At 73.5% G+C, this 25289-nt stretch carries 22 protein-coding genes; 6 read left to right on the forward strand and 16 right to left on the reverse strand.

Annotated features, from left to right (window positions below):
- Nucleotides 1–174: 174 nt before the first annotated feature.
- Genes LPU61_RS24270 through LPU61_RS24300 form a run of 7 tightly spaced genes read right to left on the reverse strand, consistent with a single transcriptional unit; the run spans nt 175 to nt 7839 of the window.
- Nucleotides 175–1155: an Lrp/AsnC family transcriptional regulator gene (locus LPU61_RS24270; protein WP_229406256.1), complete on the reverse strand. Its 981-nt coding sequence runs from the start codon at nt 1153–1155 to the stop codon at nt 175–177.
- On the reverse strand, nt 1139–1990 hold the full coding sequence (locus tag LPU61_RS24275; protein ID WP_043963522.1) for an alpha/beta fold hydrolase: 852 nt from the start codon (nt 1988–1990) through the stop codon (nt 1139–1141). The genes LPU61_RS24270 and LPU61_RS24275 overlap by 17 nt, the downstream gene beginning before the upstream one ends.
- Before the next feature lie 32 nt (nt 1991–2022).
- Nucleotides 2023–3192, reverse strand: coding sequence for a Xaa-Pro peptidase family protein (locus tag LPU61_RS24280; protein WP_229406257.1), 1170 nt, complete (start codon nt 3190–3192; stop codon nt 2023–2025).
- A 1-nt stretch (nt 3193) separates the two neighbouring features.
- On the reverse strand, nt 3194–4075 hold the full coding sequence (locus LPU61_RS24285) for an ABC transporter permease (RefSeq protein ID WP_052503808.1): 882 nt from the start codon (nt 4073–4075) through the stop codon (nt 3194–3196).
- Nucleotides 4072–5037, reverse strand: a complete 966-nt coding sequence (locus LPU61_RS24290; protein WP_043963521.1) for an ABC transporter permease — start codon at nt 5035–5037, stop codon at nt 4072–4074. The genes LPU61_RS24285 and LPU61_RS24290 overlap by 4 nt, the downstream gene beginning before the upstream one ends.
- A gap of 4 nt (nt 5038–5041) precedes the next feature.
- Nucleotides 5042–6631, reverse strand: a complete 1590-nt coding sequence (locus tag LPU61_RS24295; protein WP_043963520.1) for an ABC transporter substrate-binding protein — start codon at nt 6629–6631, stop codon at nt 5042–5044.
- Nucleotides 6631–7839, reverse strand: coding sequence for a dipeptidase (locus LPU61_RS24300; RefSeq protein ID WP_043963519.1), 1209 nt, complete (start codon nt 7837–7839; stop codon nt 6631–6633). The genes LPU61_RS24295 and LPU61_RS24300 overlap by 1 nt, the downstream gene beginning before the upstream one ends.
- A gap of 180 nt (nt 7840–8019) precedes the next feature.
- Here LPU61_RS24300 and LPU61_RS24305 point away from each other — a divergent pair, with 180 nt between their 5' ends.
- The 5 genes from LPU61_RS24305 to LPU61_RS24325 all read left to right on the forward strand — a co-directional run bounded on the left by LPU61_RS24305 (nt 8020) and on the right by LPU61_RS24325 (nt 13894).
- Nucleotides 8020–9066 (forward strand): ABC transporter ATP-binding protein, encoded by a 1047-nt coding sequence (locus LPU61_RS24305; protein WP_082106344.1) that lies wholly within the window; start codon nt 8020–8022, stop codon nt 9064–9066.
- A complete protein-coding gene (locus LPU61_RS24310; RefSeq protein ID WP_043963518.1) occupies nt 9050–10078 on the forward strand; it encodes an ABC transporter ATP-binding protein in 1029 nt (342 codons plus the stop codon). The genes LPU61_RS24305 and LPU61_RS24310 overlap by 17 nt, the downstream gene beginning before the upstream one ends.
- A gap of 73 nt (nt 10079–10151) precedes the next feature.
- Nucleotides 10152–11981: an SCO2524 family protein gene (locus tag LPU61_RS24315; RefSeq protein WP_229406259.1), complete on the forward strand. Its 1830-nt coding sequence runs from the start codon at nt 10152–10154 to the stop codon at nt 11979–11981.
- Between the two features lie 3 nt (nt 11982–11984).
- Nucleotides 11985–12902: an SCO2523 family variant P-loop protein gene (locus LPU61_RS24320; protein ID WP_229406260.1), complete on the forward strand. Its 918-nt coding sequence runs from the start codon at nt 11985–11987 to the stop codon at nt 12900–12902.
- Complete coding sequence (locus tag LPU61_RS24325) at nt 12899–13894, forward strand: SCO2522 family protein (protein WP_229406261.1); 996 nt, start codon at nt 12899–12901, stop codon at nt 13892–13894. Before LPU61_RS24320 ends, LPU61_RS24325 begins: the two co-directional genes overlap by 4 nt.
- Here LPU61_RS24325 and LPU61_RS24330 read toward each other — a convergent pair.
- The 5 genes from LPU61_RS24330 to LPU61_RS24350 form a co-directional block, all read right to left on the reverse strand.
- Entirely contained in the window at nt 13879–14745 is an 867-nt protein-coding gene (locus LPU61_RS24330) for a hypothetical protein (protein WP_043963515.1), read from the reverse strand. The two genes, LPU61_RS24325 and LPU61_RS24330, sit on opposite strands and share 16 nt — an antisense overlap.
- A complete protein-coding gene (locus tag LPU61_RS24335) occupies nt 14742–15680 on the reverse strand; it encodes an SCO2521 family protein (protein WP_229406262.1) in 939 nt (312 codons plus the stop codon). The genes LPU61_RS24330 and LPU61_RS24335 overlap by 4 nt, the downstream gene beginning before the upstream one ends.
- Nucleotides 15681–15895: 215 nt before the next feature.
- Nucleotides 15896–17473, reverse strand: coding sequence for a Na+/H+ antiporter (locus tag LPU61_RS24340; RefSeq protein WP_229406263.1), 1578 nt, complete (start codon nt 17471–17473; stop codon nt 15896–15898).
- A 109-nt stretch (nt 17474–17582) separates the two neighbouring features.
- The gene (locus tag LPU61_RS24345; protein WP_043964734.1) at nt 17583–18293 is read right to left on the reverse strand and encodes a glycosyltransferase family 2 protein; all 711 of its coding nucleotides are present in this window, start codon (nt 18291–18293) and stop codon (nt 17583–17585) included.
- On the reverse strand, nt 18290–19039 hold the full coding sequence (locus LPU61_RS24350; protein WP_229406264.1) for a YdcF family protein: 750 nt from the start codon (nt 19037–19039) through the stop codon (nt 18290–18292). The genes LPU61_RS24345 and LPU61_RS24350 overlap by 4 nt, the downstream gene beginning before the upstream one ends.
- 212 nt (nt 19040–19251) lie before the next feature.
- Between LPU61_RS24350 and LPU61_RS24355 the strand changes: the two genes are divergently transcribed.
- The gene (locus LPU61_RS24355) at nt 19252–21366 is read left to right on the forward strand and encodes a cellulase family glycosylhydrolase (RefSeq protein ID WP_374199711.1); all 2115 of its coding nucleotides are present in this window, start codon (nt 19252–19254) and stop codon (nt 21364–21366) included.
- A 100-nt stretch (nt 21367–21466) separates the two neighbouring features.
- Here LPU61_RS24355 and LPU61_RS24360 read toward each other — a convergent pair whose 3' ends face one another.
- The 4 genes from LPU61_RS24360 to LPU61_RS24375 are packed head-to-tail and all read right to left on the reverse strand — an operon-like array spanning nt 21467 to nt 25265.
- Nucleotides 21467–22069 (reverse strand): hypothetical protein, encoded by a 603-nt coding sequence (locus LPU61_RS24360; protein ID WP_229406265.1) that lies wholly within the window; start codon nt 22067–22069, stop codon nt 21467–21469.
- Between the two features lie 30 nt (nt 22070–22099).
- Nucleotides 22100–23293, reverse strand: coding sequence for an ABC transporter permease (locus LPU61_RS24365; RefSeq protein WP_229406266.1), 1194 nt, complete (start codon nt 23291–23293; stop codon nt 22100–22102).
- Entirely contained in the window at nt 23290–24030 is a 741-nt protein-coding gene (locus tag LPU61_RS24370; protein WP_043963511.1) for an ABC transporter ATP-binding protein, read from the reverse strand. The genes LPU61_RS24365 and LPU61_RS24370 overlap by 4 nt, the downstream gene beginning before the upstream one ends.
- Nucleotides 24030–25265 (reverse strand): efflux RND transporter periplasmic adaptor subunit, encoded by a 1236-nt coding sequence (locus LPU61_RS24375; RefSeq protein ID WP_229406267.1) that lies wholly within the window; start codon nt 25263–25265, stop codon nt 24030–24032. Before LPU61_RS24375 ends, LPU61_RS24370 begins: the two co-directional genes overlap by 1 nt.
- Between the last annotated feature and the right edge of the window lie 24 nt (nt 25266–25289).

A 25289-nucleotide genomic window follows, 5' to 3' on the forward strand; every position in this document is an offset into this window, starting at 1 on the left:
TTCTGCACCCGGCATCCGCCGGTGGCTTCCTGGGGTCCGGCAGGCCGTCCGCCGTGGTCTCCCACCTGGCGCCCGTTTCCCTGCCGGCACAGAACATTACTCCGTCCCCTCGGGCCCACAAAATCGACCCCCCTCCTTGGCGGAGAAGGCCCGCGACCTGCCCGGATGCCCGCCTCAGACGTTGTCGCGCCACCAGGGGGTCTCGACGAAGCCCCGCCGGATGGTGAGCAGCACCATGCTGGCCGTCCAGCCCTGCACCCCGTCGAGGCGGCCGAGCGTGCGGGTGGTGAACGCGTGCACGTCGTCGGTGGTGGGCAGGATGACCTCGCAGAACAGCGCGTTGCGGTTGAGGGTGGCCGCGACGTACCGGACGCCCCGGTGGGTGCCCAGCTCCTGCGCGAGGGTGTCGAGGCGGGCCGGGTCGACGGTGATGTTGAAGATGATCTCGGACTCGAAGCCGAGCGCCGGCGCGGAGACCAGCGTGACCACGCTGATGCAGCCCCGGCGCTGGAGCACCTCGAACCGGCGGCGCACGGTGCTCTCGTCGACGCCGAGGGCCTTGGCGACCGCGCGGAAGCTGGCCCGGCCGTCCTCCTGCATGAAGTCGATGATCTTCTCGTCGGCGGCGTCGAAGTGACCCGGCGCGCACTGGTGCACCTCGACCACGGTGTCGGGTGTGCCCGGCACGACGAGTTGCTGGCCCCAGTCGTGCGAGACCTTGTAGACGTGCAGGGTCAGGTCGGTGTCGCAGCGCTGCACGCCCTCGATCGCCTGGATCTCCTCGACGATCCGGGCGTGCAGCGAGTCGCCCCGGCGCAGGCTCAGCTCGGCGATGATGTCCGCCGGACCCGTGACCAGGGCCAGGAAGCGCAGGTCGGCCCGGTCGGCGAGCTGGGCCAGCACCCGCTTCTGGGTGCCCGGCTCGCAGGTGATGCGCAGCACGAACAGGTCCGCCGCTCCCGGGTACTCGACGTCGGGCATCACCGCGACCCGGACGATGCCGTCGCGCAGCAGCTGCTGGCCGCGGCGCGCCACGGTGGTCACCGACGTCTGGCACCGCTCGGCGATCTCGGTCCAGGTGGCCCGCCCGTCGGCCTGCAGGGCCAGGATGATCCGCCGGTCCAGTTCGTCCAGGTGCTCAGGACCGCTGCTCATCCGCCCCCACCTCGCGCAGGAAGTCGCGTACCGTCTCGCGCCACAGCTCGGCCTCCTCCACCTGCGGGGAGTGGCCGGACTTCTCGAACACCACCAGCCGCGCGTCGGGGATCAGGTCGGCGATCGTCCGGCTGCTGGCCACCGGGGTGATCCAGTCGTCGCGACCGACGGTCACCAGCGTCGGGCAGGTGATCCGGTGCAGGTCGGCCTTGATGTCGTACGCCGGCTGGTTCACCGCGAACGCGTGGTTGTGCGTCTCGTAGCGGTAGAACGTGGCCTCGACCTTGGCCTCGACGGCCGCCGGATCGTAGACGTGGTCGTAGAGCGGCAGGATCTCCCGCCAGCAGTCCCGCAGGTCGTCATCGTCACGCACCCGTCCGGTGTTGATGCGGTCCAGCTTGTCGGGGTCGATCTTCACACGGGTGGATGTCTCGGCGTTACGCCGGGCGGCCTTCTCGTTCTCGTGGTCGGCGGAGGTGTCGCGCAGCACGAGGGCGGTGAGCCGTTCGGGGTGGCGGATCGCGTACTCCATGGCGATGAAGCCGCCGTAGGAGCCGCCGGCCAGGACGAACCGCTCCGCGCCGGCCCACTGCCGCAGCGCGTCGACGTCGGCGACCCACTGCTCGTGGGTGAACGGCGGCCGGCCCTCGCTGACGCCGCTGCCGCGGGCGTCGAAGACCAGGACGCGGAACGTGTCGGCGAACGGCCGGAACGTGGCGCGGGGCTCGGCGCGGGAGCCGAGGCCGGGCGCGCCGTGGTGGGCGATGAGCAGCGGAGCGTCCTCGGCGCCGAAGACCTCCACCTCCAGTTCGTTTCCGTTGATCGGCAGTCGCACGGCGGGCACTCCTCAGGGGACGGGACGGCGGCTCAGGGGACGGGGATGACGACGTCGTCGAGGGAACGGGGGTAGCTGGTGAAGGGGCGGGCCCCGGATTCGGTGATCAGCATCGAGTCGGAGATGCGGTAGCCGGCGTGGCCGGGCACGTAGATGCCGGGCTCGTTGGAGACGACCATGCCCTCCTCCAGCACGGTCGGGTCGCCGTCCTCCAGCCAGGGCGGCTCGTGCATGCCGAGGCCGATGCCGTGGCCCTGCCGGTGGCGCAGGAACCCGGCCAGGCCGGCGTCGCGGATCACGTCGAGGCAGTGCCGGTTGGCGTCGGCGCAGACCACGCCCGGGGCGAGGAACTCGGTGCCGGCCTGCTGGGCGGCACGCACGGCCTCGTAGTAGCGGCGCTGCTCGGCGCTGGGCTCGCCGAGGAGGAACGTGCGCTCCCCCTCGACGTACCGGCCGCCGACGGCGCAGCCGAGGGAGAGCATGAACGTGTCGCCGGGGCGCAGCCGGTAGCCCGAGGGCAGGCCGTGCGGGTGGGCGCTGTTGGGGCCGGCGTAGACGAGGCCGCCGGCGAGCAGGGACACCACCACGACGTCGGCGTGGTCGGCGTACATCGTGGCGGTGCCGACCCGGGTGACGTGCGCGGCCAGCTCGGCCTCGCTCGGCAGTTCGCCGCCGGCGGCGAGGGCCTGCTCGACGAGGTCGCGGCCGGCGACCAGCATGAGGTCGGTGATCCGGGCGGCCTCGGCGTGCAGGGCGATCTCCTCGGGCCGCTTGCGCAGCCGGGCCGTGCCCACCACGTCGGCGATCTCCAGCGCGGCGCGGGGCAGGTCCCGGGCGATCTCGGCGACGCGGGCGGCGGCGGTGCTGCCGGGGTGGCCGACGCGGCCGGCGACGTCGCGCAGGTGGGTGAACGGCGGGACGCGGCCGGGGAACTCCGGGTAGGACACCAGTTCGGCGGCGGCGTGCTGGGCCTGCGCGTGCTCGCGTTCCAGCTCGGGCAGCAGCAGCCGGGTGGGTCCGTCGACGGGCAGCAGCACGGCCACCGGTCGTTCGCAGGGGTGGTGGAAGAAGCCGGTGAGGTAGGCGACGTCGTCGGGGTGGTCGGTGAGGACGGCGGCCAGGCCGGCGCGGTCGGCGGCGGCGCGCACGTCGTCCTGCACCGAGCGGTAGAAGTCCACGGGGAGCCGTTGGGTCGACAGCACGTCAGTTCTCCCGGGTGCGTGGGTTGCGGGCGTCGTTGTAGGCGATGGAGATGAGGGTGGCGGACACGACGAGGGCGAGCATCGCCAGCGAGGGGAACAGGGTGGTCCACCAGGCGCTGGACATCGCGCCGGACTGCTGGGCCTCGTAGAGGATCCGGCCCCACGACCAGCTGTTGGGGTCGCCGAGGCCGAGGAAGGCCAGGCCGGCGGCCGACAGCACGGCCCGGGAGGCGGTGAGCACGACCGACACCACGATGACGGGGGCGACGGCGGGCACCAGGTGCCGGCGGATGATCCACAGCCAGGAGCCGCCGGTGAGCCGGGCGGCGTCGATGTAGGGCAGCCGGACCACGGCCAGGGCCTGGGAGCGGACCACGCGGGCCACCTCCGGCCAGGAGAACAGGGCGATGACCACGACCACGGTGGCGAGGCTGGGCCCGGCCAGGGCGGCGACGAGGATCATCAGGGGCAGCACCGGCAGCGACAGGGCCAGGTCGACGACCGTGCCGACCAGGGTGTCGACCTTCGGGAAGTACGCGCCGAGCACCGCGACGAGCACGCCGATGACGATGGCCAGGGCGGAGGAGAGCGCGGCGACGAGCATGCTGATCCGGGTGCCCCAGACGACCTCGGCGAAGATGTCGCGGCCGAGGTTGTCGGTGCCGAACCAGTGCTGCCCGGACGGCGGGGTGAGCACCGCCGGGCCGTAGCCGCCGGGATAGTCGGCGATGAGCGGGGCGGCGACCGCGACGACGACGAGGGCGGCGAGCACGGCGAGGGAGACCAGGCCCAGCGGGTTGCGGCGGAACGCCGTCCAGGTGGCGCTCGCGGCGGTCGGCTGGTCGGCGACGACCTGGTCGAGGGCGATGCCGGCGGCGGTCACTGGGTCCTCACTCTCGGGTCGAGCAGGCCGTACGCCAGGTCGGTGAGCACGTTGGCGAGCACGACGGTCGCGGCGAGCAGGACGAACGCGCCCTGCAGGACGGGGTAGTCGAGCTGGGTGACCGCCTCGTAGATGCCCCGGCCGATGCCCGGGTAGGCGAAGACGGTCTCGGTGAGCACCGCGCCGCCGACGAGGAAGCCCAGTTGCAGGCCGACCAGGGTGGTGGTGGGCAGCAGCGCGTTGCGCAGGGCGTGCTTCCACACCACCTTGCGGTGGGGCAGGCCCTTGGCGGTGGCCAGGACGCAGTAGTCCTCGCCGAGGGAGTCGATGAGGGTGGCCCGCAGGGTCAGCACGTAGGAGCCGAGCTGCACCAGGACCAGGCTGACGCAGGGCAGCACCAGGTGGGCCGCGACGTCGAGGTACCACTGCCCGCCGTAGACGCCGGGGCTGTACGCACCGCCGATGGGCAGCCACCGCAGTTGCAGGCCGAACAGGAACAGCAGCGCGATCGCGACGCTGGGCACGAAGACCGACTGGCCGACGACGCCGCCGACCTGCACGAGCCGGTCGAGCAGCCCGCGGGGGCGGGTCGCCGCCAGCACCCCGAGGGGGATGCCGACGGCGACCGTCACCAGCAGGGAGGACCCGGTGAGCAGCAGGGTCCACGGGAGGCGTTCCAGCAGCACGTCGGTCACCGGAACGGACTGGGTGATGGAGACCCCGAGGTTGCCCTGGACGAGCTGCCACAGGTACTTGCCGTACTGGACGAGCAGGGGCTCGTCGAGGCCGTACTGGCGCAGCAGGATCGCCTGGGTCTGCGGGGTCATGTTGGGGGTGGCGACGGCGAGCGCCGGGTTGCCGGGCAGCAGCCGCAGCAGCAGGAAGGTGATCGTGGTGGCGAACCACAGCGTCAGGACCGCCCGTCCGAGCCGCCGCGCGACGAAGCCGACAACCGGTGGCATGTGCTCAGCCGACCTTCCGCGCGTTCGCCAGGGACTGCGGGTCGACCACCGACAGCAGCTCGCTGGGCTTGACCACGAAGCCGTCCCACTTGTCGCTGTGGGCGACGTACAGGTTCTGCATGTACATGACGTTGTCGTAGACGTTGTCGTGCACGAGGGTGGCGGCCTGCCAGATCAGTTCCTTCTGGGCGGCCTTGTCGGTGGTCGCGGTGGCCTTGGTGATCAGCGCGCTCAGCGCCGGGTCGTCGACCTTGGTGTAGTTGATGGCGCCGTCGGGCAGGAACGTCAGGGCCATGTTGGTCGCCGGGTCGTCCATGATGGCGAAGTTGCCGGCGTAGATGTCGTACTCGCCGGCGGCGGTCTTGGCCAGGTAGGTGTTGCGGTCCATGCCCTGCAGCTCGATGGTGATGCCGGCCTGGGCGGCGTTGTCCTTGACCAGCTGCGCCCACTGCGAGGTGACGGCGTCCTGCAGCGAGTAGATCATCGTCAGCGGGCGCAGGGTGCCGACGCCGGACTCGGTGACCAGCTTGCGGGCCAGCGCCGGGTCGAAGGCGTACTCCTTGAGGTCGGGCTTGACGAAGTCCTTGAGCACCGGCGGGATGGGGCTGGAGCCGGTGGTGACCGCCTGGCCCTGGAGCACGACGGAGCGGATGGCCTCGTAGTCGACGGCGTGGGCGAGGGCCTGCCGCACCTTGAGGTTGTCCAGGGGCTTGCGGGTCATGTTGTAGGTCATGTGGGCGTACCCGAGGCCGGGGACCTCCTGGACCTTGACCCCGGGGGTCGACTGGAGGGTCTTGACCTGGGCCGGGGGCAGGGCGTTGGCGATGAGGTCCACGTCGCCGTTGCGCAGCGCGAGGATCTCGGTGTTGACGTCGGGGTAGACCCGGTAGACGACCTTCGCCACGTTGGGGGTGCCGGCGGGGGCCATCGGGTACGGGGTGACCCGCTCCAGGGTGTAGCTCTGGCCCTTGGCGACGGTGGTGAGCTTGAACGGCCCGGCGCTGACCCAGTCGCTGTTGTTGGCGAAGGTGCCCGCGTCGGGGGCCTTCTCGAAGACGTGCTTGGGCACGACGTTCATCCAGAAGCCGACCTCGTCGACGACGGTGGCGTCGGGCCGCTTGAGCTTCAGCTCGACCCGGGTGGCCGTCGGGGCGGAGGCGGACTCGACGTTGGCGAGCTGGCCGTAGACGACGTTGCCGGCGGGCTTCTTCGTCATGATCGTGTTGATGGTGTACGCGACGTCGGCGGCGCTGACGGCGGTGCCGTCGCTCCACTTCATGTCGCCGCGCAGCTCGTAGAAGCCGGTGGTGGGGTCGCTGTAGCCGCGGTCGGCGGCCAGGTACGGCTGCTTGGCGCCGTTGGCGTCGATGGTGAGCAGCCGCGGGTACATCAGGTTGGTGATCCAGCCGTCGGTGCGGCTGTTGCCCAGCAGCGGGTTGAAGTTGACCACGTCGGTGGTGGTGGCGATGGTGAGGGTGGCGTTCTTGTCGCCGCCCTGGGCGGCCGAGTCGCTCGGCGCGCTGGGGCTGCAGGCTGCCGTCGCGACCACCGCGGCGAACGCGGTGACGGCGACGAGGGGTAGGCGGAGACGCATCAGACCCAGACCTCCTCGAGGACGCGGATGGTGTTGCCACCGATGACCTTGCGGATCTCGTCGTCGGAGTAGTCGTGGGCCACGAGCCATCCGATGATGTTGTAGAAGCACTCGGCGGGGTTCTCCAGGCCGTCGACGTACTCGACCTTGGGGTACTCGACCCGGCCGTGGGCCTCCTTGGTGGACAGGTTGGCCGCGAAGGCGTCGTGCAGCCCGACGTGGTCGCCGAAGAGGGTGTCGGGGCCGAAGGCCACGTGGTCGATGCCGATGAGGTCGACCGCGTGGACGAAGTGGTCCATGACCGACTCCAGGCTGTGCCGGGGGTGGGCCGGGGACAGGGTGGTGTGCGGGGCGGCCTCCAGGCCGAGCACTCCGCCGCGCTCGGCGCAGGCGCGGATGACCGCGTCGGGCTTCATCCGGTTGGTCGGCCACACCTCGCGGGAGCCGCAGTGGGTGATGAAGACCGGCTTGGTGGACTTCTGGATCACGTCCATGGCGGTGCGGTCGCCGGAGTGGGAGATGTCGATGGCCAGGCCGAGCTTGTTCATCCGTTCGACGGCCCGCTCGCCGAAGTAGGTCAGGCCGCCGTCGCCGCGCTCCTTGAGGCCGCCGCCGAGCATGTTGGCCTCGGAGTAGGCGATGCCGATCTGCCGGACGCCGAAGCCGTAGAGCACGTCGAGGCGGTCGACCTCGTTCTCGATCATGGTGGCGGCTTCCAGGGCGAACACGTGCGCGAGCCGGCCGGTCTCGTGGGCGTGGTAGATGTCCTTGAGCGACTCGGCCTTGATCACGTAGTCCTGGTGGGCGATGTCGGCCATCCGCACGCCGAGGTCGAACAGGACGTCGGTGTACTTCCAGCCGGCGTCGCTGGAGATGCAGCAGGTGCCGTCCATGCCGTTGTCGAACACGGCGGTCATGCCCGAGCGGGACAGGCCGAGGTAGCCGGTGGGTTCGCGGCCGGCCCGGATGTGCTCGCGGAGCTGGCCCATGTCCTCGGGGAAGACCTGGACGTGGTCGTGCAGCGAGATGACGATCTCGTCGCGCAGCAGCCGCTGCGTGCGTTCCCGCTGGCTGTCGGAGAGGTCGAGGCCGGCGTAGGCCGGCACCCGGCCGATCTGCTCGGCGTACCGGAACTTCTTGAAGTCCTTGCCGGCCTCCAGGTAGTCGTACGCCGTGTAGCCGGTGTAGCGCTTCGCCTGTTCAAGCATCCGCGTGGGGTCCCTTCAGATTCGCGGCCCGCGAAGAAGAGGCGCGGCCGCCGGGGTCGGCGCCCAGAACCGGCGCGACCGATTAGAGGGTTGCAATGATTCGGCACGGAAGTCAAGATGCAGTTCAGGAACAGGCACGGACAGCCGTTGCAGCGGGGATTACCGGCACGGGCGTCCGTTATGCGTAGCTGGAGGCTCGCGGTGAATCAGCCAGACGCCCCAACCACCGCCCCACCGGACGGAGGAGGACAGGCCCTGTCGGTACGCGGGCTGTCCGTGACCTTCGCCACCCGGCGCGGCGACGTGCCCGCCGCCGTGGACGTCGACCTCGACGTCGCCGCCGGCGAACTCGTCGCGCTGCTCGGCGAGTCGGGCTCCGGCAAGTCGGTCACCGCGAAGGCGATCATGGGGCTGCACCCGCCGACCGTGCGCGTCGAGGCCGACCGCGTCGCGCTCGGCGGCACCGACCTCACCACGCTCACCGAGGCCGGGCGCCGGGCCGTGCGCGGCAACCGGATGAGCATGGTCTTCCAGGACGCGCTGTCCGCCCTCAACCCGGTGCTCAGCATCGGCGACCAGCTCGGCGAGTTGTTCCGTACCCATCGCGGCGCGTCCCGCCGGCAGGCCCGCGCCGCCGCCGTCGACCTGCTCGCCCAGGTCGGCATCCCCGCCCCGGACCGCCGGGTCGACGAGTACCCGCACCAGTTCTCCGGCGGGATGCGCCAGCGCATCCTCATCGCGATGGCAATCGCCCTGCGCCCCGAGCTGATCATCGCCGACGAGCCGACCACCGCCCTCGACGTCACCGTCCAGGCCCAGATCCTGGAGCTGCTCAACGGGCTGCGCCGGGATCTCGGCATCGGCATCCTGCTGATCACCCACGACCTCGGCGTCGTCTCCGAGGTCGCCGACCGGGTCGTGGTCATGTACGCCGGGCGGGTCGTGGAGACCGGCACCACCGCCGAGGTCCTCGGCGCGCCCGCCCACCCGTACACCGACGCCCTGCTGCGCTCCGTGCCCCAGGCCCACCAGCGCGGCGACGACCTGTACGCCATCCCCGGCACCCCGCCCAACCCGACCCGCAAGCCGCCCGGGTGCGCGTTCCACCCCCGCTGCGACCGGGTCGTCGAGCGGTGCCGCACCGAGCGCCCCGCGCTGAGGGTCATCGACGGCCGCGCCGCCGCCTGCCACCGCACCGAGGAGCTGTCGCATGTCGTCACCGGCTGAACCCGTCCTGGTCGCCACGGACCTGCACAAGACGTTCACCACCGGCCGGGCCGGGCTCGGCCGCACCCGGGTCAGCGCCGTCGACGGGGTGAGCATCCGGCTGCACGCCGGGGAATCCCTCGGCGTCGTCGGGGAGTCCGGGTGCGGCAAGTCCACCCTGGCCCGGATGCTGGTCGGCCTGGAACGCCCCGACTCGGGCAGCATCGTGGTGCGGGGACGCGACATCACCGGCGTGCGGGGGCGCGACCGGCGGCTGCTGCGCCGCCAGGTGCAGATGGTCTTCCAGGACCCGTACACCTCGCTGGACCCGCGCATGTGCGTGCGCGACCTGATCGCCGAGCCCCTCGTGGTGCACGGCCGCGGCGACCGGCAGGCCCGCTCCGACCGGGTCGCCGAGCTGCTCGGCCTCGTCGGGCTCGCGCCGGAGCTGATGCACCGCTACCCGCACCAGTTCTCCGGCGGGCAGCGCCAGCGCATCGGCATCGCCCGCGCCCTCGCCCTGGAACCGGAGATCCTCGTCTGCGACGAGCCCGTCTCCGCCCTCGACGTCAGCGTGCAGGCGCAGGTGGTCAACCTGCTGCGGGACCTGCAACGCCGGATGAACATCGCCCTGGTGTTCATCGCCCACGACCTGTCCGTGGTGCGGCACGTCGCCGACCGCACCGCCGTCATGTACCTCGGGCGGCTGGCCGAGATCGGCGACACCGAGACCGTCTACTCCCGGCCGGCCCACCCGTACACCCAGGCGCTGCTGTCCGCCTCCCCCGTGGTCGATCCCACGGGCCGGCGCGGCGGCAGCCGGCGCATCGTGCTCGCCGGTGACCCGCCCAGCCCGTCCGACCCGCCGCCGGGCTGCCGGTTCCACACCCGCTGCCGGCTGGCCCGGCAGCAGTGCGGGCAGGTGCAGCCCGTGCTCGGCCCGACGCCGGGCGACGCCGACCGTGAGGTCGCCTGCCACTTCTCCGACCTGGCGCTGCGGGAGGGCGCGGGCGGCGTGCCGGCCCGGGCCTGACGGCCTTGCGCCGGTGCCCCATGCTGGGAGGCGGGACCCGGATGGCGGCCGGCGAGGAGGTGTCCCTACGCCCATGAGGATGCAACCTCGGCAGCAGCTGCTGGAGATCTGGCGGGCGACGGCGCGGCTGTGCTACCGCGACGGCACCTGGGTGTGGGGAGGGCGCGACGGTTCCAACTCGATCAGCGACGCCGAGCAGTTGCTCTGCCTGATGCTGCCCGCCACGACCGATTCGCGTTTCGTTCTGGAACGGCCGGATGCGACCTCCGACGACGCGCTGCGGGCGCTGGCCGACCTCGGCGACTCGATCGGGGTCCCCCGCCTGCTCGTCCGCGTCCTCAGCGAGTACCTGCAGCGGTACACGGATCTCGACGGCACCCCGGTCTTCTCCGGCGCGGGCTACTTCCACGTCGCCGGGTCCGACAAGGTCAGCGCCGAGCAGGCCGGCATGGACATCGTCGACTCGTACACCATGTCGGTGCGGCTGTCGCTCGCGGCGATCGGCTTCGCCCGGGTCTTCCGCACCGTCGTGACCCGGGCCCAGCTTCGCTCCGAGATCGACGAGCTGGAGGAGCACGCGAGCCGGCGGCTGACGGCCGCGATGGTCGGGCTGCTGCGCAGCTTCGCCGTGTACGCGTTCGAGGCCGACTCGCCGGCCGGCCGGACGCTGATCCGCACCGTCAACCAGACGGGGCTGCCCGACCGGATGGTCGTCGAGAGCCTGTGGCAGGGGCTGGCCGACGTCCGGGCCGCGCTGCGGGGCGTCCGGATCGCCGCGCCCGACGTCAACGACACGCTGGACCACCCCGGCCGGCTGTTCGAGTGCGGCTGGTCCTGGGGCGTCATCAGGGACGCCCCCATGGTGGACGTCGGCGAGGAGATCGGCGTCCAGCGGCCCGGCGTCGCCGAGGCCGCGCCCTACCTCTACTTCTCCCTCGCCGCCCTGAACGGGATCGAGGAGCTGTTCTCCGAGCGGACCCGGATCCTCGGCCTGCTGACCGAGGAGCAGGAGCGCCTCGCCCGGGCGCTGCAACTGCGCTGGGACATCACCCAACGCTACTGGTCCACCGTGGCCAGCTTCGGCACCGCGCGCTGGCCACTGGAGGACATCCCGTGGCGCACGACCGACAACCAGGAGTCCGACTACTTCAGCCTCCTGGTGACCGCGATGACCGTGCAGGACCTCATCCAGCAACGCTCCCCCGACACCGAGCTGGGCCGGGTGGCCCGGGTGCTCGACGAGCTGGCCGGGCGGGCCCGGATCGTCCGCCGGCCCTTCGAACGCGATCCGGCGGTCGCCCTGCACTCCCCCGGGGTGCTCATCTCCCTCGTCGGCAGCGAGGAGGCCGGCCCGGGCCGGCTGCTGTGGCCGTGCACCGACTTCTCCCCGCTGCTGCTCAAGCGCATGCTCGGCCTGGCCGGCCTGATGCGGGACCCGGGCCTGCGGGGCGAGCTGCTGCGACAGGCCGACGAGGTGTGGGACCACCTGTCGCGCCGCCGCATCAGCGACGGGCCGGCGCGCAACCTGTGGGACCAGGCCGTCAACGTGTACCCCTTCGTCGACGACCGGCACGACCTGCCGTCGTGGCGGTACACCGAGCGGGTGGTCGAGTGCCTGGTGGCGGCGGCGAGGCTGACGGGCGGGCCGCCGCTGCGCAGCGAGCGGCTCGTCGCCTACGGGGAGGACCTGCTGCTGGAGGCGGAGCACCTGTTCAGCCAGGAGCTGTTGAACGGGGCCGACACCGCCGGCCCGGCGATGCGTCAGCACCTCCAGGCCGTCCAGGCCGGCCTGGAGCGCGCCCGGCGGATCATCGACACCCGGCCCGGCACGGCCGCGGCCCTCGCCACCCGTGTGCTGCAGGAGCTGGACCAGCTGGCCGCGGCGCGCCAGGACGTGGAGTAGGCCGTGCTGGTCTTCGCAGCCTCCGACAAGGGCGGAACCGGCCGGTCCGTCACCGGCTGCAACATCCTCTACCGGTGGGCCCTGACCGGCGTCGACGTCTGCTACCTCGACTTCGACTTCGGCTCCCCGACGGTGGGCACGATCTTCCAGGTCGACTCCGTCGGGCGCGGCACGCCGTCCGGGGGGCTGCACAGCTACCTGACCGGCTCGGCGGCCAGCCCGCACCGGGTGGACGTGTGGACCGAGAGCGAGCGACCCGGGCTGCGCACCCGGACGGCCGGAACAGGCCAGCTGGTGCTGTTCCCCGGCGACGAGGGCGGTGGCGAGTTCCCCATCGACCCCCAGACGGTCCAGCGGTGCGCCGACCTGCTGTTGCGGCTGGAGGAGGAGTTCGACGTCTGCCTGGTCGACCTGAGCGCCGGCCGATCGTACGCGACCCAGCTCGCGCTCGCCGTCACCGCGCGGCCTGCCCTGGCGGCGGTGCCGGTGCGGTGGCTGGTCTTCCACCGGTGGACCCGCCAGCACATCCTCGCCGCCGCCGGGCTCGTCCACGGCCGGCACGGCCTCGCGGACACGGGGGAGGCGCTCGGGCACGACCGCGCGGCCCTGCTGGACTCGATCAGGTACGTCCGCACCGCCGTCGTCGACCTGGACTCCGCCGAGCTCGCCGGCCTGCGTCCGGGGCAGATCGCGTGGCTGCGGGACTGCAACCAGGATCTCCAGGAGCTGGCCAGCCGCAACCGCATGGGGCGTACCACGCTGCTGGGCAGCGCGCCGTTGGAGCCGCTGTTGCAGTGGCGCGAGCAGATCATCTCCGACAACGACGTCTGGGGCCGGGGAATCGCCAACCAGGCGACGATCGAGGCGTTCGACCGGCTGGCCCGCGCGGTGACCGATGCCGAGTCGTGGGAACGCCTGTGACCGCGCCCGGGCCGAACGCGCCGGAGCCGGCCGGGCCGGCGGAGGTGCGTTTCGAGCAGGCCGGCGCCCGTCGCCGGGTGGAGGCCGTGCCGCTGGCCCGGCTCTCCGTGGAGCTGGGCCACCTCTACCAGGCCGACTACGCCGAGGGCGCGGACCGGTACCGGGAGCTGTTCGCCACGGTGGCTCCCTGGTTCCGGGCGGCGGCCGAGTCCGAGCGGCGAGGCGCCAACGCCGCCCCCCGGGTGAGCACGTGCTACCTGGTGGACGACTACCTCGCCGCGCCGGGCCCGCCCCGCGAGGTCCTGCCGCCCCTGCTGCGGGCCGCCGAGGAGCACGGCGTCGCGATCGACTACCTGGCACGCGAGTCCGCGTGCGCACAGCTCGGGGACGTCTCGCCCGCCGCGATCGTGGCGGGCAGCCTGGTCTGCGAGCCGACCCCCGGCACGAACGGGACGCGACCGCCGCCCTTGGTCGCCGGCTGGCTGTCAAACGGGCAACGGTCGGGTCCCGGGGAGGCCGCCGAGGCCGGCCAGGCGATGTCGCCGGGTGCACAGTGGACCCCGCCGCGGCAGAACGTCCCCCGGCGGCACTCCGTCTTCGTCGACGTCGAGCTGTGGGACGAGCGCGACGGAGTGCGTACCTGGTCGTGCGCGTTCCTCGCGGGGGTGTGGCAGCTGCTTCGGCTCGGGCTGCTGCGCGACGCCGGGCGTCCCGTCGCGCAGCCCCGACCGTGGCGCGGCGCCTTCCCGGACACCTGGGCGGAGCTGCCCGCCGTGGTCCAGCTCGGCGACCGGCCCGCGCCGTTCTGCGCGTACCGGACGTTGTCGGTCCTGCCGGGCGGTTTCCTGCCGGTCGAGACGGCGGTCCGGACGATCCTCGACCAGGTCGCCGTGGACCCGGCGGCGGCGCGGCAGGTACGCGACCGCGCCGCCGGCGAGGGGTTGGCCCTGCCCGGGTACCCCGTCGACCGGCTCCGCTACGTGTTTCTGTGAGGGGCCGGCAGGTCGGGGCCGAGCTGGTCCACCGCCGCCAGCAGCGCGACGACGGCGGCCACCCCCGCCGACAGCGATCCCACCTGCTCGCGGATGCCGCCGAGCACCGCGTACTCGTCGGCGTAGATGGCCACGAGCGGGTCGATGCTGCGTTCGCTGAGGGTCATCCGGGCGGCTTCCGCGAGGTGGTGGACCTCGCCCGGGTCGTCCCGCAGGAACGCGTCGACGTCGGCGAGCAGCCGATCGACGCGGTCGGCGGTCGCCCGGGAGGGCCACGAGACGCCGTGCGCGCGCAGCCGGGGGGCGACGTCCCTGCGCAGGTGCCGCCAGGTGGCCTCCGCATCCCGTAGCACGTCCCTGGCCGGCGGGCCGCCGAGCAGCCCCGCGCCGCACAGGCCGACCGCTTCGGTCCACACGGTGAGCGCCTCGGCCAGGGCGGGCCCGAACCGATGGTCGGCCAGCCCGGCCAACAGCTCGTCGTCGAGCCGCCGCAGGATGCCGGCGGCCCGCTCGGCCAGCCGCCGGTCGGGGCACAGCGGTGCGAGGTCGGCGGCCAGTCGCTCGGCCGTGACGCGGGCGACGTGCAGTGCCTCGGCACGCTCGGTGCGGCGCCCCTCCACCGCGGTGACCCGGCGGAGCACGATGAGCGCCAGCGGAATGCCGAACAGCGCGCCGACGAGCGAGGACATCAGGTTGGTGAGGAACGGCCGGTCGTCCCACCAGCCGAGCTGGTCGCCGACCACCCCCACGACCGTGCCGAGCCCGCCGGCGGACCACATGCCCAGGGAGGCGACCCGCACCGGCCGGCCGGTCTGCGCCCATGCCTCGCGCAGGCCCGACAGCCCGCTCATCGGGGCCCGCCCGGCCGGTGCAGGGAGGCGAGGCCCACCCGGTCGCGGACCCAGGTGGCGCAGCTGTCCCACTGCCGGCTGAATCCCACCTGACGGTCCAGGCTCGCCCACAGCGGCGCGGTGGTCCGGTCCGGGCGCGCCGCCGGCATCCACAGGTGCAGGAGGTGGTCGACGACCGGGCGCAGCCGCCGCACCGCGTCCGCGCCGTCCACGCCGACGGCCTTGTCGATCAGATGGAGCAGGCCGGTGAGCAGCCAGTCGTGCAGGGCGACGTCCTCGCAGAAGGACCTGACCTCGTCCCACGGGTCGCCGTCGGCGGGGACCAGGCCGAGGCGCAGCGAACGCAGGTGCCCCTCCTCCACCCCGAAGTCGATGTGCGCGGTGGTGGTGTGGCGGGCGGTCCAGCGCAGCCGCGTGCGCGGGACCCGGAACGGCGCGCGCCGGTCCAGGCCGGCGGACTGGACCACGTCCATCAGCCGGGTGTTGATCGCGCCCAGGTCGAGGCCCCCGCCCGGCTGTTCGCTGGCGAGGAAGTCCTCGTCCGCCCGGTCCGCGAGCCGGCCCCCCAGCGGCTCCAGCACGCCGGGGCGGGCCAGGTAGTGCGACCACACCGCACGCCGTCCCCGGCCGCCGGGCGCGATCCGCGCGAACGAGGACGCCTGCACGACGTGGCCGCCGGTGACGGTGGAGCGGGACGACACGGCCCCGACCACCCGGGTGCTGCCCGACGCGCCGCCGAACCGGCAGTCCACTCCCGTGAGCAGGGACGGGGAGACGGCGTACCGGATCGGCCGGTCCATGGTCCCGACCCGTTCCCCGGGGCGCAGGCGCAGGACCCGGGCCACCGAGCTGGCGGGAAGCGCGGTGGAGTGCTGCAGGAGGCCGGTGTGGACCTCGCCGATCAGCAGTGGGGCCCCTGGCCCGGTGGTGTCCACGTCGATGCGTCCCTCGAACCCGCGAACCCGCGTGTGCCCGGATATGCTCCATCGTGGACCATCTCCGCAACCCGGCGGCTCACCCGGCGGGCGGGATCACGGGCAGATCCAGCAGTAGCGGCCGTCGCCCGCCGCGCGCGCCGACCGGCCCGCCGGCTGCCGCGGCGCACCGTCCGGCCGCTCCGCCGAGGCCCGCGGCGTCGGGGCCGGACCGGTCACTCGGGCGTGGGCGGGCCCAGCAGGCGGATCTCCTCGATGTCGAGCGCGGCCTGCAGCTCGCGCAGCACCGTGTCGTCGATCTCGTTGGCGTTGCGCAGCCGGGTGATCTCGCGCCGCTTGCGGTCCAGGACCGCCAGCCGCAGCCGGCGCTCCAGGTCGCGGGCCTGCTCGGCGGCTTCGCCCTGCTCGGCGGCGCGGATGTCGTCGAGGTGGTCCTGGTAGTCGACGCGGATCCGGTCGGCGACGTCCCGGTGCACGCCCAGCCCGTCGGCGACCTCCGGCAGCGCCGCCAGCCCGGCCTCGGTGGCCCGCAGGCGGGCCATCCGCACCTCGTCGGCGCGCTGCTGGTCGCCGACGAGGCCCGCCCAGCGGACCACGAGCGGGAGGGTGGTGCCCTGCACCAGCATGATCATGACGATCACCAGCGCCGTGCAGAAGATGATCAGGTCCCGCTCGTGGACGGGTTCCCCGGCCGGGGTGGTCAGCGGCACCGCGAGGGCCGCGGCCAGCGACACCGCGCCGCGGAAGCCGGCCCACCCGGCGGCCGTGCGGATCCGCCAGCCGACCCGCAGGGCCCGTTGCGACCTACGGCGGTCGACGAGTCGCAGCAGGTACGCCGACAGGTGCAGCCAGGCCATCCGGGTCGCCAGGACGGTGCCGGCGACCAGCACCGCGATGAGCAGCGCCTGACCCACCGACGTGCTGGTGACCCCACGCAGCGCCCGGGGGATCTGCATCCCGAGCAGCACGAACAGGCCCCCGTTGATCAGGAAGGTGGTGAGGTCCCAGAAGGCGTAGGCCAGCACCCGGGAGGGTGCCCGGATCACCCGGGGACCGGCGAAGGAGAGCACCAGGCCGGCGACCACCACCGCGAGCACCCCGCTGGCGTGCAGTTCCTCGGCGGCCAGGAACGCGACGAACGGCGTGAGCACGCTGAGCGCGCCCTCGCGCAGCGGGTCGTCGAGGCGGCGGCGGATCAGTACGACCACCACCCCGATCGCCAGCCCGGCCGCGACGCCGCCGAGGAACGACCCGCCGACGCGCTCGACGAGCGGCAGAGCCCCCGGCGGCGCCCCGCCGGTGATCAGGCCGAGCGCGACGGCGAACAGGACGAGCGCGGTGCCGTCGTTGATCAGGCTCTCCGCGCGCAGGACGGTGAGGAACCGGCGGGGCATCCGCTTGGCCAGGCCGGCGACCGCGGCGGCGTCGGTCGGGGCCAGCACCGCCCCCAGCACCCAGGCCGCCGGCCCCTCGACGCCGACCGCCTGGGCGACCAGCGCCACCGTCACCATCGTGACCGCGACCAGCCCCACGGCGAGCAGGGCGATGACGGTCAGGTTGGCGCGGATCTCCCGCAGGCTGATGGTGAGGCTCTCCCGGTAGAGGATCGCGGGCAGGAACAGCAGCAGCACCACGTCCGGTTCGAGCACCACGTCCGACAGCGGCGGGGCGAGCGCCAGCAGCGCGCCCATCCCGATGAGCAGGACCGGCGGGGCGACCCGGTAGCGCCCGCCGATGGTGGTGCCGACGAGCACGGTGGCCGCCAGCACCACGATCAGGACGAGCCCCTCCACGTCGACCCCTCCACGTCGTACGGCCGGTGCGGCCGCACCGCGTCGGTAGGCGCGCCGGCCCGCCCCCACATGGTTCTACGGCGGGCGCGGGCAGGAGGGGCGAACGGGCCTATCGGCGGGGACGGGACGGGGCGAGCAGCGCCGACGCGGCGAAGCGCAGCAGCGGCAGGTAGATCCGGGCGGAGTCGCGCAGCGCCCCGAAGTGCGAGGACGCGTTGTCCGCCAGGTAGGTGGTGGCGACGACGGTCTGCCGGACCGGGTGGCCGTCGCGTGCCGCGTGGAGCAGGACGTTCATCTCGTACTCGAAGCGTTCGCCGGGCACCGCGAGCAGCCAGTCGAGCAGGCCGCGCGGGTACGCCCGCAGGCCGGTCTGGGTGTCGTGGACCCCGACGCCGGTGGCGGCCCGGAACAGCAGCCCGGTGACGCCGTTGCCGATCCTGCTGCGCAGCGGCACCGTGCCGTCGAACCGGCGTACCCCCAGCACGATCGCGCCGTCGCCGCCGGGCAGGGCGCGGGCGACGCGCAGGATGTCGGCGACCCGATGCTGCCCGTCGGCGTCGGCGCAGACCACGTCGTGCCCGGGATAGGCCCGGGCGACGTGCCGGAATCCGGTCTTCAGGGCCGTGCCCTTGCCCCGGTTGGACCCGTGGCGCAGGACGTCGCCGCCGAGCCGGCGCGCCGCGTCGAGGACCGGGTCCGAGGCCGGGGAGCTGCCGTCGTCCACCACGACGACGGGCACGTCGGGGGCGGCGTCGCGCAGCTCGCCGAGGAGGTCGGGCAGCCGCTGTCCCGGCTCGTACACCGGCACGAGGACGATCATGGGGTCCGCCTGTTCTTCGTGACGGCGGTCGATCCGCCGGCGACGGTCCTGTACCCCGTCGGCGCGTCCGCGTCACCTCCCGTCGGCCGCCGGGCGGGGGGCCGCCCGCCCGGCGGGCCCCGGCGGGTGCCGCGGCGGGCCCGCCGCAGCAGCGCGACCATCGTCCGCTCGCGGCGCAGCAGGCCCGCCGGGTCGCGGACGCCGAGGAACCACAGCCGGCACGCGACGCGTACGGCACCCTCCGGCCACCAACCGGGCGCGGGTTCCCCACCGGTGGCGGGCACGTCGAGCAGCGCCCCGCCGCGCAGCCCGAGCGCCCGGCGGGCGAGGTAGCGGACCCGGGGCAGGTGCCAGGTGTGCGAGACGATGCCCAGCGGGTGGTGCCGGTCGAAGGCATGGCCGGCGAGCAGCCCGTCGGCGGCGGTGCGCAGGAGGTTCTCCAGGGTGCTGCGTGAGCGGGTCTCAGTGCGCAGGTCGGCGTGCCGGTCGAGGCCGGCCGCGAGCGCCTCGCGGAGCATCAGGTCGGCCTCGCGCCACCCGGCCGGTGGCGGGGCGGCCCCCTCGGCGGCCTCGGCCCAGCCGCCGGTGAACACGATCCTCGGCCGCCGGCCCCGCTGGGCGGCGGCCGCGAAGGCCGCCTCGTTGGCGGCAACGTAGTCGCGGGCGGCCCGGACCCGCGCGAGGCTGGCCGGGGTGAGCGCCCAGGTCCCCCCGGCGGCGGGCAGCACGCCGCGCCCGAGGACCACGAGCACGGTGGCGGTCGGCGGCAGGTGCCCTCCCCTCTGCGACGTACCGGGCAAGCCTAGCCAGGCGTCGGGCCACCTGCGGCATAGCCGCTCACCGATTGACAAAGTTTGGGTTGCAAACTTAATCTGCCCGTCCGGCGGGCGTCACGTGCGCGTTCCCGACGCCCTGCCCACCCCCATCATGCGGCGGCATCTTCCCGGCAAGGAGTGTCATGATCGGCACACGAGGCACCACCCGACGGACCCGATGGCGGGTCGGCGCGTTCACCAGCGCGGTCACGATGCTGCTGGCCGCCGTCGGCGTCCTGGTCGCGGGCACCGCGCAGGCGGCGGCGGGCTGCGCGGTGACCTACCAGGTCAGCAGCCAGTGGCAGGGCGGGTTCGGCGCGAACGTGAGCGTGACCAACCTCGGCGACGCGATCAACGGCTGGCGCCTGACCTGGACATTCCCCGCCGGGCAGCGGGTGACCCAGGCGTGGAACGCCACCGTCACCGCCGCCGGCGACGACGTCACCGCCGCCAACGTCGGCTACAACGCCGCCATCGCCACCAACGCGTCGGTCTCGTTCGGCTTCAACGGCTCGTGGTCCGGCACGAACCCGAGCCCCACCTCCTTCGCGCTAAACGGGGTCGCCTGCACCGGCGGCGTCGGCCCGACCACGGCCCCGCCGACCAGCGCGCCCCCCACCACGCCGCCGCCGACCACTCCCCCGCCCACGACGCCCCCGCCGGCCGGCGACGCGATGGCGGCCGTGGCCGCGATGCAGCCCGGCTGGAACCTCGGCAACTCGCTCGACGCCGTCGGCGCCGACGAGACCGCCTGGGGCAACCCGCGCATCACCGAGGCGCTGCTGGACAACGTGAAGGCGCAGGGCTTCAAGAGCGTCCGCATCCCGGTCACCTGGAGCGCGCACCTGGGCGGCGCGCCCAACTACCCGATCGAGGCGGCGTACCTGAACCGGGTCAAGGAGGTGGTCGACTGGGCGCTCGCCGACGACCTCTACGTGATGATCAACATTCACCACGACTCGTGGCAGTGGATCAACACCATGCCCACCGACCGGACCACCGTGCTGGCCAAGTACAACGCCATCTGGACCCAGCTGGCGAGCACGTTCCGCGGCTCGTCGCCGAAACTGGTGTTCGAGAGCGTCAACGAGCCGCAGTTCACCGGCAGCTCCGGCGACGCCCAGAACGCCACCCTGCTGGCCGAGCTCAACACGTCGTTCCACCGCATCGTGCGCGCCTCCGGCGGCAACAACGCCACCCGCCTGCTGGTGCTGCCCACCCTGCACACGTCGTCGGAGCAGGCCCGCATCGACGAGCTGGTCGCCACGTTCAACGCGCTGAACGACCGCAACCTCATCGCGACCGTCCACTACTACGGCTACTGGCCCTTCAGCGTGAACGTCGCCGGGGGCACCCACTTCGACGCCACCACCCAGAAGGACCTCACCGACTCCTTCGACCGGGTGTACGACGCCTTCGTCGCCAAGGGCATCCCCGTCATCGTCGGCGAGTACGGCCTGCTCGGCTTCGACCGGCACACCGGCACCATCGAGCAGGGCGAGAAGCTGAAGTTCTTCGAGTACTTCGGCCACTACGCGCGGGCCAGGAAGCTCACCACCATGCTGTGGGACAACGGGCAGCACCTCGGCCGGACCTCGTTCCAGTGGAGCGACCCGGAGCTGATCGCCCAGATCAAGTCGAGCTGGACCACCCGCTCCGGCACCGCGTCGTCGGACCTGGTGTTCAACTCGAAGTCCAGCGCCATCAGCGCCAAGACGCTCACCCTGAACCTCAACGGCACCACGTTCCAGGGCCTGCGGCAGGGCAGCACCGACCTGGTCCAGGGCACCGACTACACCGTCAGCGGCAGCCAGCTCACCCTGACGGCGGCCGCGCTGACCCGGCTGACCGGCAGCCGGGCGTACGGGGTCAACGCGACCCTGCACGCGCGGTTCTCCGCGGGCGTGCCGTGGCGCATCAACATCATCACCTACGACCGGCCGGTCCTGGGCAACGCCACCGGCACCACCAGCGCGTTCACCATTCCGACCCAGTTCCGGGGCGACCAGCTCGCCACCATGGAGGCGAAGTACGCCGACGGCAGCAACGCCGGCCCGCACGACTGGACGTCGTTCAAGGAGTTCGACGTCACGTTCCAGCCCGACTACACCGGCAACTCCATCGCCCTGACCTCGGACTTCTTCGCCGCGGTCACCGACAACGCCCCGGTCACGCTCACCTTCCACTTCTGGAGCGGCGAGAAGGTCACGTACAAGGTGACCCGCTCGGGCAGCACCGTCACCGGCACCACCGCCTGAGACGATCGCACGGACACCGCGGGCCCGGTCCCGCCCACGAACGCCGTGGGCGGGACCGGGCCCGCGCGCGTCGACCGCCACGGGCCGCAGGAGCCGCGGCTCAGCCGCCGGCGGTGACGGAGGTGGCGGTCATGGCGTTGTCCGTCAGCGCGCCGCCCTGCACGGTCACCTTCTGGCCGCGCTTGATCGCCGTCAGCTTGCTGGCCCGGGTGGTCCGCACGGCCGTGTCGTCGGTGGTGCGGACCGTGACCACGGTGCCGTCAACGGTCTCGACGTAGAGGGTGTCGCCGTCGACCAGCGTCACCGTGCCGGTGGTGGTGCCCGCCGTCGCGCCGGTCGCGGCGGCGCTCGGCTGGTCGCCGGGGCCCTGGCCGCGTCCCGAGCCGGCCGCCCCGTTGGCCAGACCCGCCGGGAACGGCCAGGACGGGACCGCGGCGCCCGCCGCCGGCTCGCCCCACCGCTGTTGCACCTGCACCCCGCCGCCGAAGCCGGCGACGACGAGCACGAGCGCGCCCAGGACCAGGGTGCCCCGGTTCCACCACCGGCGCGGGGCGGCGGCGGCCAGCGCGGCGGTGAGGCCGTCGTCGGGTTCCGCCGCCACGGCCGGCGACGCGGCGCTGCGGTCGTCGTCCGGCTCCGCCGGCCCGCCCGGCGCCGTGGCGCCGCCGACCCGGGCGAAGACGACGGTGTCGCTGTTGTCCATGTCTGATCCTTGCCTGTCGGGCACGCTGGCCTACTCGTAGCGCAGGGCGTCGATGGGGCGCAGCCGGGCCGCCCGCGCCGCCGGCAGCCCGCCGAAGAAGAGTCCGATCGCGATGGAGACGCCGAGGGCCAGCGCGACGGAGCTGGGCACGATCACGGGCCGGACACCGACGATGGTGAACCGGGAGCCGAGCAGCGCGGCGGCCACCCCGAGCGCCCCGCCGAGGAGGCTCAGCAGGGTCGCCTCGATCAGGAACTGGGTCAGCACCGTCCGGCGACGGGCACCGAGCGCCTTGCGGATGCCGATCTCCCGCGTCCGTTCGGTGACGGTCACGAGCATGATGTTGGTGATCCCGATGCCGCCGACCAGGAGGCTGATCGCGGCGACCGCGCCGAGCAGGGTGGTGAAGGTGTCGGCCGTCTCGGTCTGGGTCTGCAACAGCTGCGCGGCGTTCTGGATCCGGTACGGCGCGCTGGCCGAACCGGTGGTGGGCAGCCGCTGGGCGAGCACCGTGGAGATCTGGGCCTGCACGGCGTCCACCTCGCCCGGGTCGGCCGCCTCGACGAGGATCGAGCTGATCGGCCCGTACCCGGTGAGCACCTCCCGCACGGCGCTCAGCGGCGCGACGGCGGTGTCGTTGGCGTCCTGGAAGCCGGTCGAGGACTTCGGCGCGAGCACCCCGACCACCGTGAACAGGGCCCCACCGGCGGTGACCTGCCGGCCGACCGGGTCGAGGCCGGCGAACAGCTCGTCGGCGACGGTCTGCCCGATGACGACCACCCGGCGGGCCTGCGCCTCGTCGTCGGCGGTGAACGCGGCCCCCGCGGCCACCGGCGAGTTGGACGCGGCGAACCAGCCCGGCCGGGTGCCCACGAACTGGGCGACCTCGTGGTCGGCGCCCTCGTAGGTCACCGTGGTGGAGGTGGTCGCCAGCGGGGACACCGAACGGACGCCGGGGGCGAGCACCGGGTCGGCGAGCGCGTCGGCGACCTCGACGGTCAGGCCGCCCGGCCCCGAGCCGCGGTTGGTGCCGGTCACGGTGAGGGTGTTGGTGCCCAGCGCCTCGATCCGGCTGGTGACGGCCTGCGCCGACCCGTTGCCGACGGCCACCAGCAGGATCACCGCGGCGACGCCGATGAGGATGCCCAGCATGGTCAGCGCCGAGCGCAGCTTGTTGGCGGCCACGCCGCGCAGGGCGAACCGGATCGTCTCGGTGACGGTCATCGGCCGGCCACCGCCGCGTGCCGGCCCGTGCGGTCCTGGCGCTCGTCGGAGCGGACCCGGCCGTCGAGGAGCCGGATCAGCCGCCGGGCGCGGTCGCCGACCTCCGGCTCGTGGGTGATCAGCACGATCGTCCTGCCAGCGGCGTTGAGCTGGTCGAACACCGCCAGGATGTCCTCGGTGGAGCGGCTGTCCAGGTTGCCGGTGGGCTCGTCGGCGAGCACCAGCGCGGGCTCGGTGACCAGCGCGCGGGCCACCGCGACGCGTTGCTGCTGCCCGCCGGAGAGCTGATTGGGGTGGTGGTCGGCGCGGTCGGCCAGCCCCACCGCGTCCAGCGCGGCGAGCGCCCGCCGCCGCCGCTGCCCCGCCCGCACGCCCGCGTACGCCAGCGGCAGCTCGACGTTGGCCACCGCGCTGGTGCGGGGGATGAGGTTGAACGCCTGGAAGACGAACCCGATGAGCCGGTTGCGCACGAGGGCGAGCTGGCGGTCCGCCAGGCGACCGACGTCGACGCCGTCGAGCAGGTAGCTGCCGCCGGAGGGCGCGTCGAGGCAGCCGATGATGTTCATCAGGGTGGACTTGCCGGACCCGGAGGATCCCATGATCGCCACGTAGTCGCCGGCGTCCACCGTCAACGACACCCCGCGCAGCGCGTGGACGGCGGCGGGGCCCTCGCCGTACACCTTGGTCAGCGCGCGGACGTCCAGGACCGGACGGCGCGGCGTGGTCCGGGGCTCCATCAGCGGGTCCCGGTGCCGGCCCGGGGGCCGCCCTGTCCCCCGGCGGGGAAACCGCCGCCGGGGAAGCCTCCGCCGCCGGGGAAGCGGCCCCCGCCGCCGGTCAGGCCGCCGCTGGTGCCGGAGGTGCTGGTCTCGGGCAGCACGACCCGCTCGCCCTCGGTGAGCCCGGAGGTGATCTCGTACGCCCGGTCGCCGGCCAGGCCGACCTGCACCCGCCGGGTCTCCTGGCCGGTGTCGGTGAGCACGGTGACGATCCGCCGGTCGCCGCTGCCGGTCACCGCGGCCGAGTTGACCAGCAGCACGTTCTCGGCCGTGCCGGTCACGACGGCCACCCGCACGGTCTGCCCCGGCCTGGCCCCGGTGGGCAGGTCGGCCACGTCGAGGGTGACCCCGTAGGTGACCACGCCGTTGGCGGTGGTGGCCTGGGGGTCGATCGCCCGCAGCTCGCCGGTGGCGGTGGCCCCGTCCAGGGCGTTCCAGGTGACGGTGGCCGGCTGGCCGGCCTCGAGCCGGGTGGCGTCGGCCTCGGCGACCGCGGCGGTGACCTGGAGCTTCGACAGGTCGGCGAGGTCGACGAAGCCGGACGAGGTGCCGCCGGACGACCCGCCGGAGGCGGCCCCGGACGAACCGGAGCCCGACGAACCCGACGAACCCGAGCCCGAGGAGCCGGAACCCGACGAGCCGCCGGACGGGCCGCCGACGGTGCCGTTGACGGCGACCACGGTGCCGGCCATCGGCGCGGTGAGCCGGGTGCCCTCCACCGCGGCCTCGGCCTCGTCGACGGCCAGCTCGGCCTGGGTCACCTCGTTCTCCGCCGTGGAGGTGTCGGAGCCGGCGTCCCGCGCCCGGTCCAGCGCGTCCTCGGCGGCGTCCAGGTTCGCCCGGGCCACCTTGAGGTCGCGTCGGGCGTCGGCCGGGTCGACCTCGGCGAGCAGCTGCCCCTTGCGTACCTTCTGACCGACGGTCACCGCGACCGAGGTGACCGTCCCGGCCGTGGCGAAGGTGGCGGTGGCGGTGGCGGCGCTCTCCAGCGAGCCGTCCGCCGTGACCGTCGCGGTCACCGTGCCCCGGGAGACCTGGACCGTCCGGGTGCCGCCGGTCGTCCCGGCCCGCGCCGACGCGTCGCCGCGCACGGACAGCCAGGCCCAGGTGCCGCCGCCGACCAGCATCAGGGTCAGGACGGCGTTGACCGCCACGGTGGGCCGGCGCAGGGCCGCCGGCAGGCGTGCACGCATGGAGGGGATCCTGGCGGCCCTGCC

Origin of the sequence: Micromonospora sp. NBRC 110038 (assembly GCF_020884815.1) — a bacterium.
Lineage (GTDB): Bacteria > Actinomycetota > Actinomycetes > Mycobacteriales > Micromonosporaceae > Micromonospora > Micromonospora haikouensis.